We start from the raw sequence: 9,004 nt of genomic DNA on the forward strand, positions 1-9,004 counted from the left end.
GGTTCACCTGTGAGGGCCGGATAAAATGGACGACACGATCCCTACCAATGATGAAACGACTGTGGCCGGGAGCCAAAAGAGGCCAGCAACGCGCAAGGCATCTCCCCGCAAAGGAGCCCAAAAGGCGCGATCACCTGTGCGTAAACAGGCGCGCGAAAAACCCGCCGGCATCTCCGGTCGGGCCGCGACAATGACCGTACGAGCCACGCGAGCCCTGGGTCAGCAACCAAAGACGATTTCGACGCCGGTAGAGCGCATGCCCGCAAGAACGGCATCGACGCTTGGCGTGGTCGGCATTCTCGGATTTCTTCTCGGGGTGCTGGTCGGACGGATGACAACAGATGATGATATTCGCCGCCGGTGGCATTGAATAGCAGCCGACGACCCAAACGCCAGCTGAGGGATGGCGGCTGGCTGAACGCAAGCCTGTTTGACCGATCAAGGAGAGTGTGATGAAACTCAATCGACGTCATGTCCTGGCGCTGTCCGGGGCGGCCGCTGCAACAACGCTGTTTGCACCCGTTTTGCGTGCGCGCGCTGCCGTCCCTTTCAGCCAGCCCGAATTGCCCTATGGCGAGGACGCACTGACGCCGGTGATTTCGGCAAGAACGGTCGGGCTTCACTATGGCAAACACCATGCCGGCTATTTCAAGAAACTCAACACGTTGGTGGAAAAGACGCCTTACGCTGAGCTTTCGCTCGAAGATGTCGTCGTCCGTTCCAGGAAGAATGGCGACACTGACATTTTCAATAACGCCGCCCAGGCCCTTAACCATAATCTTTACTGGATGCAGTTCAAGGGCGGAGCCGCTGCGCCAAAAGGTGCGCTGCTTGAGGCAATCAATAGCAACTTCAGCGGTTTGGACGATCTTGAGAAGAAAATGGTTGCTCAAGGAGACAAGGTCTTCGGAACCGGTTGGGTCTGGCTTGTCAAGGATGATGGCAAGCTTGTCATCACAGGCATGCAGGATGCCGGAACGCCCGTTGCCGAGGGCAAGAAAGCCCTGGTCGGGATCGACGTGTGGGAACATGCCTATTATCTCGATTACGAAAACCGCCGCCCCGAGCATGTCGCAGCGGTTCTTGGCAAACTGGTTAACTGGGACTACGTCAGCGAACAATTTCAGGATTGAAAGATCAGGGCGCGCCTCTCTATATCTGCGAATGCTGAGCCTGCGGTCACTCCTCGGGCAGTCCCGCCTTGGCAAGATCAGCCATATACGCCTTGAGTAGAGGGGCAACCAATTGCGGCTGTTTCATCGTCGGCCAGACCGATTCTTTCCTGATCGTCCATCCCGGCCTGGTTTCGAGAATCTTAGCGACACTGGCACGTGCCTCATCGAGCTTGCCGAGCCGCGCATAGGCGACAGCAAGTGTGCTGTTCCATGGCTTTTCCATTTTCTGTGACCCCTTCACCGCATCGGCGGGGCGATCGGCAAGATAATAGGCAAAGGCGAGGTTTCCAAAATACCACTCCAGCGGGCTGGCGTCGCGGCGGATCGCCTCCTCCAGCCACTCGATCGCCCGGTCGGCCTTGCCGGCATTGGCGAGATAAAGGGCAAGATCGGCGTGCGACAATGGATCGTAGGGCACCAGTTTGACGGCCTTCTCGGCCTCGACGACGGAGCGCTCGAAATTGCCGTCGTGAAGTTGATAGAGAACGGCCATGATCCAGTGGGACAGGAAGGTCTCAAGCTGCGACTTGTTCGAATTTTCCGCTGCATCCGTGGCGACGTTCCACGCGAGTTCGGTGTCGCGCCAGGGATCGTTACTCCAATCATTTTGGACCGCGAGAACGTAGCTGAAGGCAATTTTTGTCTGCAGGAGTGCCGAGTCGGGAAATTTCACCAACCCTTCCTGCCAGATTTGCCGGGCCTTGGCATTGTCCTCCTTGTTGAAGCGGAAGAACAGCTGATGGCCGCGCAGATAGTAATCGTATTCTTCAAGGCTCGGTGCCGATTTGGTCCAGGCGTCCGTTTCCTCCTTCCTGCGGATTTCTCCCTTCAGTCCCGCGACCGTGGCATAGATCCGGTTGGCCACATCGTCCTGCAGGGCGGCGACATCGCTGCCCTCTTCATCATAGCGGTTCGCCCATACATGTTCGCCCGTCGCTGCATCGATAAGCTGGGCGGTGACGCGCACGCCATTACCTGATCGGCGCACGCTGCCTTCGATGACATAGTTCACCTTGAGGTCTTCTCCGACCTCTTGCACCTTGACCGGCTTGTCATAGACAAAGCTCGAGGTGCGCGAGACGACGCGCAGGCTCGGGAAGGACGAGAGCATGGTGATGACGTCCTCGGCGATGCCGGAGCCGAGATAATCCTGGCTTGGATCACCGCTCAGATTGGCAAAGGGCAAGACCGCGATCGAAGGTTCTCTGACAGGGGTAACCGGTTGTCGAAGACCATACCAGCCAGCACCGGCCGCCACGAGGGCGGCAATGGCGACAGCGCCAATCGATCGCGCGCGCCAGGGGATCCTCGAACGTTGTGGAGGCGCGCCTTTATCGAGCTTGACCTTGAAGACCGAGATGGGACCTGCAATGTTCTTGACCCTGTGTTCCCCCATTGCTTCAAAACCAAACGGGACCTTGTTGTCGACTTCACGCGCCACCTTGCCCGAAACGCAGATGCCCCCGGGGTCGGCCAGTTGTTGCAGGCGGGACGCGATATTGACGCCATCGCCAAAACAGTCGTCGCCATCAAGGATGACCTCGCCGAGATTGATGCTTATCCGCGCCTCTACGCGCTGGTTGTCGGCGGCGTTGAGATTGCGCTCCGCCAGGCCCCTTTGCAGACTGACCGCACACTCGACGGCGTCGACAACGCTGCCGAACTCGGCCAGAAGGCCGTCGCCCATGAGCTTGAATATGCGGCCGTGATGACGTGCGATCTCCGGCTCGAACAATTCCTTTCGTCCGGAACGAAGGCGCTCGAAGGTTCCCTGTTCGTCCTGCTCCATCATCGTGGAGTAGCCGACGACATCGGCGCACAAAATGGCAGCAAGCTTGCGGTCCATGACCGACGTCCCCTTGCATCCCTTAAAACCATCATAGCACGGATTTGCAGGGCACACCCGCGCTGGCACCAACCGGTTCTGCCTCCGCAGAAAAGGAAACATCTGGTCAACCCTGCCCGTCTGCCCTAAAATGCCAACGTTTCCACGCGGCTCCTATTGGAAATCGTATCCGTGCACACACCCGTCAGTCCCGCGTAACTGCGTCGTTTTCGCCTGCCCCATACCACTGAAATATATGCGTTCGCATTGGCATCGGCGCACTCAGCCGCCGATCTTGGTAAAAAGGAGAGTGCGTCATGGCTGTTGCCATCAAAGTCAACGGAATAACCCACAGCGTCGATGTCGATGACGATACGCCGCTGCTATGGGTACTGCGCGATGTTTTGGGGATGACCGGCACGAAATTCGGCTGCGGCATGGCGCTGTGCGGCGCCTGCACCGTGCAGATCGATGGCGTTGCCACCCGCTCCTGCATCACGACTGTCGACAGTCTTGGTCAATCGGAGATCACAACGATCGAGGCAATCGGCGCGACGCCCGCCGGCGCGCAGATACAGAAGGCCTGGCTCGATCATGAGGTTCCGCAATGCGGCTATTGCCAGTCCGGCCAGATCATGTCGGCCTCGGCGCTTATCGCCAGCAACCCGCATCCGACCGATGCCGACATCGACGATGCCATGAGTGGCAACATCTGCCGGTGCGGCACCTATGTCCGCATCCGCGAGGCGATCAAGAGCGCGGCGCAATCGGGCGCAAATGGAGGCTGACGACCATGAGCAATGTTCAAAACGCTTTGCCCGATGCCGACGTTCGCGGCTCTTCATCCGAAGCCAATCTCTCCCGACGCAGCTTCCTCAAGGCCAGCGCAGCCGTTGGTGGCGGCCTGATATTGAGCCTGAACCTGCCGTTCGAGGCGAGCGAAGCGGGGGCGAGCGAATCCAATGACTTTGTGCCTAACGCCCTCATTCGCATCGACGGCAACGGACAGATTTTCCTGACGATGCCCTATATCGAAATGGGCCAGGGCACCTACACCGCGATCCCGATGCTGATCGCCGAAGAGCTGGAGGTGGGGCTCGACCAGGTTCGTCTGGAACATGCGCCACCCAACGAAAAACTCTACGCCAATCCGTTGCTCGGGGTGCAGGCGACCGGCAATTCAAATGCCATGCGCGGTGCCTGGAAGCCCATGCGCGAGGCCGGTGCAACCGCGCGCATGATGCTGGTTGCCGCAGCTGCGAGTAAGTGGGGTGTCGATGCGACCACCTGCCGGGCAGAAGGTGGCGCGGTGATCCACGCGGACACCGGGCGGCGTCTGGCCTATGGCGCGCTGGCTGGCGCGGCTGCTTCCATGCCGGTCCCGCAGAATGTCGCGCTGAAATCACCGGGCGATTTCAAGCTGATCGGCAAGCCGGTCAAGCGCCTCGACACGCCGGCAAAGGTCAACGGAACCGCGATCTACGGCATCGATGCGAGGCCGCCCGGCGTCAAGGTCGCAACCCTTGCGCAGTCGCCGGCCTTTGGCGGCCGGCTGAAGAGCGTTGATGACAGCGCTGCCCTTTCGGTCAAGGGCGTGCGCCAGGTCGTCAGACTGGAGGATGCCGTTGCGGTCGTCGCTGATCATATGGGCGCTGCCAAGAAAGGCATGGAAGCGCTGAAGATCGAATGGGATGACGGCCCGCACGCCGCCCTTGCCACCGAAGACATTGCGCGCGAACTCGACAAGGCGACAATGGGCCAGGGCGCCGTAGCGCAGAACATCGGTGACGTCGACAAGGCCATGGCGGGCGCTGCCATGAAGGTCGAGGCGACCTACCAAATTCCCTTCCTCGCCCATGCCCCGATGGAGCCGATGAATTGCACCGTGCATTGGCAAAAGGATCAATGCGAAATCTGGATCGGCACACAGGCGATCGCACGCGTCCAGGCGATGGCGGCGCAGGCCGCAGGCCTGCCGGCAGAGAAGGTCATCGTCCACAACCATCTCCTTGGCGGCGGCTTTGGCAGGCGGCTTGAGGCTGATGGTGCGGTCCGCGCCGTGGAGATCGCCAAAAAGGTCGATGGGCCCGTGAAGGTGGTGTGGACCCGCGAGGAAGACATCCAGCATGACCTTTACCGGCCCTACTGGTTTGACCGCCTTTCGGCCGGACTTGACGACGAGGGAAGACCGGTTGCGTGGAAGAACCGCTTTGCCGGTTCGTCCGTCATCGCGCGATGGCTGCCGCCCGGCTTCAAGGATGGGCTTGATCCCGATTCCACCGAAGGGGCGATCGATCTCGTCTACGATCTGCCGAACGTTCACGTCGAATATGTCCGTGTGGAGCCGGCGGCCATTGCAACAGGGTTCTGGCGCAGTGTTGGCCCGTCCCACAATGTATTCGTCACGGAAAGCTTCATCGATGAGCTGGCGGCAGCTGCGAAAGAGGACCCGGTTGCCTATCGACGGGCGCTTCTCGACAAGTCACCGCGCGCCAAGGCTGTTCTTGATCTTGCGGCGGAGAAAGCCGGATGGAAGGAGGCCCTGCCTGCGGGACGCGGCCGCGGTGTTTCGCTGCAATTCGTGTTCGGCAGCTACATGGCCCAGGTCGCCGAGGTCGAGGTTGCCAAGGATGGTACGGTAAAGCTTCAACGCATCGTCTGCGCCATGGATTGCGGCACCGCGGTCAACCCGGATACGATCGAGGCGCAGATTGAAAGCGGCATCATCTTTGGCGCAACGGCAGCGCTCTATGGGGAAATCACCCTCAAGAACGGCCGTGTCGAACAGACGAACTTCGACACCTACCAGATGCTCCGCATCAACGAGGCCCCGGCCATCGAGGTTCATGTTGTAAAGAGCGCGGAGGCGCCTGGCGGCATGGGCGAGACGGGAACATCGGCAGTCGTCCCGGCCATCGCCAATGCTATATTTGCGGCAACCGGAACGCGCCTGCGCAAGATGCCCGTTGATCCGAGCCTTTTGAAACGCGCATGAAGATGATTGCCGCCGCCTCCAACGCCCCTGCCCGAAAGGCGGGCGAGGCGCCAGTGGGTAAGAACTAGAAACGGCGCGCCGTGCATGCGCCACGTCATCAACCCGTGGAGAAAGCCATGACTGATAAAGGCCTGGACATGAAGTTTGAGATCGTCGTCATTCCTGTTGCCGATGTCGATCGCGCTAAGGAGTTCTATGCGCGCCTTGGCTGGCGGCTCGACGCCGATTTTGCTGCCGATGACTATCGCGTCATCCAGTTTACGCCACCCGGCTCCGGCTGCTCGGTCATCTTTGGCAGAAACGTCACTGCCGCTGCACCCGGCTCTGCACAGGGGCTTTACCTCATCGTCTCCGATATCGAGGCTGCCCGCGCCGAGCTTGCGGATCGCGGTGTCGGGGTCAGCGAGACATTCCACCCTGAAGGTGACGTCTATACGGGCCCGGACGAGCCTTATCTCTTCGGCCGCGTGAGGGTTGGCGGTCGCGATCCCGAGGCTCGCAGCTACCGCTCCTTCGCCGCCTTCAGCGATCCTGATGGCAATGGCTGGCTTTTGCAGGAGATCACCGCGCGCTTGCCGGGACGCGTTAGCGCCGACGATACCCTCTTCAGTTCGTCGAGCGAGCTTGCCGCGGCGCTGCGCCGCGCGGCAGAAGCGCATGGCGAGCACGAAAAACGCAATGGCGGGCAGCACGATGAAAACTGGCCCGACTGGTATGCCGAGTACATCGTTCGCGAGCAGGCCGGCAAGGAATTGCCCTTATAGGCATCAGACTGGATGCCGTAATGGGCCGGCGTTTTCCGAAACCTATCCCTGGGTCGTGGCTCTCGCGTTCGGGCTGCTGCATGGGTTCGGTTTGTGGCCTCGTCAAAATCTTGGCAGCGGGATGAAGAGGAGGTTCATTTGCGCAACCTCACACCTGAACCACCTTCCACCAACTCTCCCTGGTTGAGGAGAGCGATACCAGCCTCTTCGAGCGTCCATCGTGCTGGAGCCAGGCCTGATCATCTACAGGATTTACGATGGCTACTAGTTCTGCCGACCATGGAGAACTGAGACACGACATGCGCGGCGTGAGCAAGAACTGCCGGCCGGACTGGGACATCACGACGCCCGAACTAAGAACGGCCTGGAAGGAGGGCCGAAAGGAGCTGTTTTATCCCTACGGCAGGACGCCCATTGGAACGTTAGGCGAATAGCCGTGACCTGTCGACCTCAGCCCTGGGGCGGCGTCCGCTCAACTAGCCTGCGCGAAACATCCTCTGCACAAGTATCGGCTGCAGGGGTCCTCGCGAAAACGGTTCATTGCCCGCTTCAAATCCCAGATGGACGGTATCACAATCCCAATTGGACGTAGATATTTTCCCAAATAGACGTTGATAAAATCCCAATCGTACGATCGGTTCGAGCTTCGTGACTGGAGCTGGCATCGCTGTACCAACGTTCTGCAGAGTCCCGCATCCGAGAGGCTCTGGCTGACACGCCTGTTGTCTCGATCAACGGGCCAAGGCAATCAAGCAAAACCACCCTCGCGCGAAAGGTCGCGGACCCTGATTGGGCGTATCTGACGCTTGATGACGCGACTTTGCTGAAAGGAGCACTCGCTGACCCTGTTGGTTTCATACGGGCGATCGACCGAGCTGTTATCGATGAAGTCCAACGTGCCCCTGACCTTCTGCTCGCCATCAAGCAGTCAGTCGACGAAGACCGTCGGCATGGAAGATTCCTCCTCACTGTTTCGGCCCACATCCTTGCTCTTCCCAAGGTAAAAGAGTCCCTCGCTGGACGCATGGAAGTCGTCACTCTTTATCCTCTTTCCCGGTCCGAGGTGGTTGGCTCCGGCTTGTCAGGCTTCATAGATATTGCCTTCTCTGGAGAGGTGCCGAGGCCGTCAGAACGGATCTCTGGAGCAGATCTGATGTCTGTTGTTGTGGCTGGAGGATATCCAGAAGTTCTTGCCAGAACTACCGAACGTCGTCGCCGTGATTGGTGTCGATCATACCTCGATGCGATCGTGGAGCGCGATGTCAGGGACATCGCCACCGTGGATAAGACAGGAGAACTGCGAAAGCTCATCGAGGTTATGGCCCAAGTTTCCGGCCAGCTCACGAACCTTTCGGAAATAGGTGGAATGTCGTTCCATTTGGATCGAAAATGTTCGCGGTTCCGATTTCAAGCCTATGGAGAGCGGGCGGTGGCTTATAGAAGGTGGAATGCTCAAGGTGGTGGCGGTTGCTACCGAATACCGAAAAAAATACCAATGAAAAGTGAGGCTTCTAATGCTCCTGGACGCGTCCGCCGTAGTGGCGATTTGCGCGAGATCGGCGCGCTGGCTGTACCTTATCGCTAAATGATGCGAGATCATTGATCGCCTCTGGTCTATGATCGACGCATTGTCACGACAGGGCGGTTATCATGAAAGCACGTATCAAATGGGTGGAAGATCGGACGTTTATCGGCCAGTCCGGGAGCGGTCACAACGTGGTACTGGGGACGGCCTTCGGGCCAGAGGGGCGAACACCGGGGCCAAGTCCCATGGAGCTGGTATTGATCGGGACCGGGGGTTGTTCGGCCTTCGACGTCGTCCACATCCTCGAAAAGGGCCGAGAGGTTATCGAGGACTGTATCGTCGAGATCGACGCGGAGCGTGCCGAACAGGACCCGAAGGTCTTTACCCGCATTCATCTGCACTTTGTGGTCACGGGGCGCGGCCTTGCTGCAAACAAGGTTGAGCGTGCCATCTCACTCTCGGTCGAAAAGTACTGCTCAGCGTCAGCAATGCTGGCCAAGACAGCCACGATTACCCATGATTTTGTCGTCATCGACACCGCTGCGACACTAGAATCCTAGTGTCACGAAGAAGGCCCTGCACAGCGATGGCCACCCGGTCTGGGCCCGCCTTGTTGAAGGTCGAACGATGGCTTTCTTAGAAAAGAGTAGCTCACAGCTCGCAAGATGGCGCCGATGCGAGGTGGTTGGAGGCGTGCGTCCTTCATACCGCCGTTCGGGG

9 protein-coding genes are annotated in these 9,004 nt (G+C 59.3%); 8 read left to right on the plus strand and 1 reads right to left on the minus strand.

Going from position 1 to position 9,004, the window contains the following annotated elements:
- The first annotated feature begins 136 nt into the window (after nucleotides 1–136).
- Nucleotides 137–370 (plus strand): hypothetical protein, encoded by a 234-nt coding sequence (locus tag AAAB35_RS21140; protein ID WP_340670245.1) that lies wholly within the window; start codon nucleotides 137–139, stop codon nucleotides 368–370.
- An 82-nt stretch (nucleotides 371–452) separates the two neighbouring features.
- A complete protein-coding gene (locus AAAB35_RS21145) occupies nucleotides 453–1,133 on the plus strand; it encodes a superoxide dismutase (RefSeq protein WP_340670246.1) in 681 nt (226 codons plus the stop codon).
- A 46-nt stretch (nucleotides 1,134–1,179) separates the two neighbouring features.
- Here AAAB35_RS21145 and AAAB35_RS21150 read toward each other — a convergent pair whose 3' ends face one another.
- On the minus strand, nucleotides 1,180–3,021 hold the full coding sequence (locus AAAB35_RS21150; RefSeq protein ID WP_340670247.1) for an adenylate/guanylate cyclase domain-containing protein: 1,842 nt from the start codon (nucleotides 3,019–3,021) through the stop codon (nucleotides 1,180–1,182).
- A gap of 296 nt (nucleotides 3,022–3,317) precedes the next feature.
- Between AAAB35_RS21150 and AAAB35_RS21155 the strand changes: the two genes are divergently transcribed.
- The 6 genes from AAAB35_RS21155 to AAAB35_RS21180 all read left to right on the plus strand — a co-directional run bounded on the left by AAAB35_RS21155 (nucleotide 3,318) and on the right by AAAB35_RS21180 (nucleotide 8,844).
- A complete protein-coding gene (locus tag AAAB35_RS21155) occupies nucleotides 3,318–3,788 on the plus strand; it encodes a (2Fe-2S)-binding protein (RefSeq protein WP_340670248.1) in 471 nt (156 codons plus the stop codon).
- 5 nt (nucleotides 3,789–3,793) lie between these two features.
- Entirely contained in the window at nucleotides 3,794–5,995 is a 2,202-nt protein-coding gene (locus AAAB35_RS21160) for a xanthine dehydrogenase family protein molybdopterin-binding subunit (RefSeq protein WP_340670249.1), read from the plus strand.
- Between the two features lie 116 nt (nucleotides 5,996–6,111).
- The gene (locus AAAB35_RS21165; protein ID WP_340670250.1) at nucleotides 6,112–6,759 is read left to right on the plus strand and encodes a VOC family protein; all 648 of its coding nucleotides are present in this window, start codon (nucleotides 6,112–6,114) and stop codon (nucleotides 6,757–6,759) included.
- 257 nt (nucleotides 6,760–7,016) lie between these two features.
- Entirely contained in the window at nucleotides 7,017–7,193 is a 177-nt protein-coding gene (locus AAAB35_RS21170) for a hypothetical protein (protein WP_340670251.1), read from the plus strand.
- A gap of 296 nt (nucleotides 7,194–7,489) precedes the next feature.
- A complete protein-coding gene (locus AAAB35_RS21175; RefSeq protein ID WP_340670253.1) occupies nucleotides 7,490–8,344 on the plus strand; it encodes an AAA family ATPase in 855 nt (284 codons plus the stop codon).
- A gap of 65 nt (nucleotides 8,345–8,409) precedes the next feature.
- Nucleotides 8,410–8,844, plus strand: coding sequence for an OsmC family protein (locus AAAB35_RS21180; protein WP_340670252.1), 435 nt, complete (start codon nucleotides 8,410–8,412; stop codon nucleotides 8,842–8,844).
- The last annotated feature ends 160 nt before the right edge of the window (nucleotides 8,845–9,004 follow it).

The organism is Phyllobacterium sp. (genome assembly GCF_037994425.1).
Lineage (GTDB): Bacteria > Pseudomonadota > Alphaproteobacteria > Rhizobiales > Rhizobiaceae > Phyllobacterium.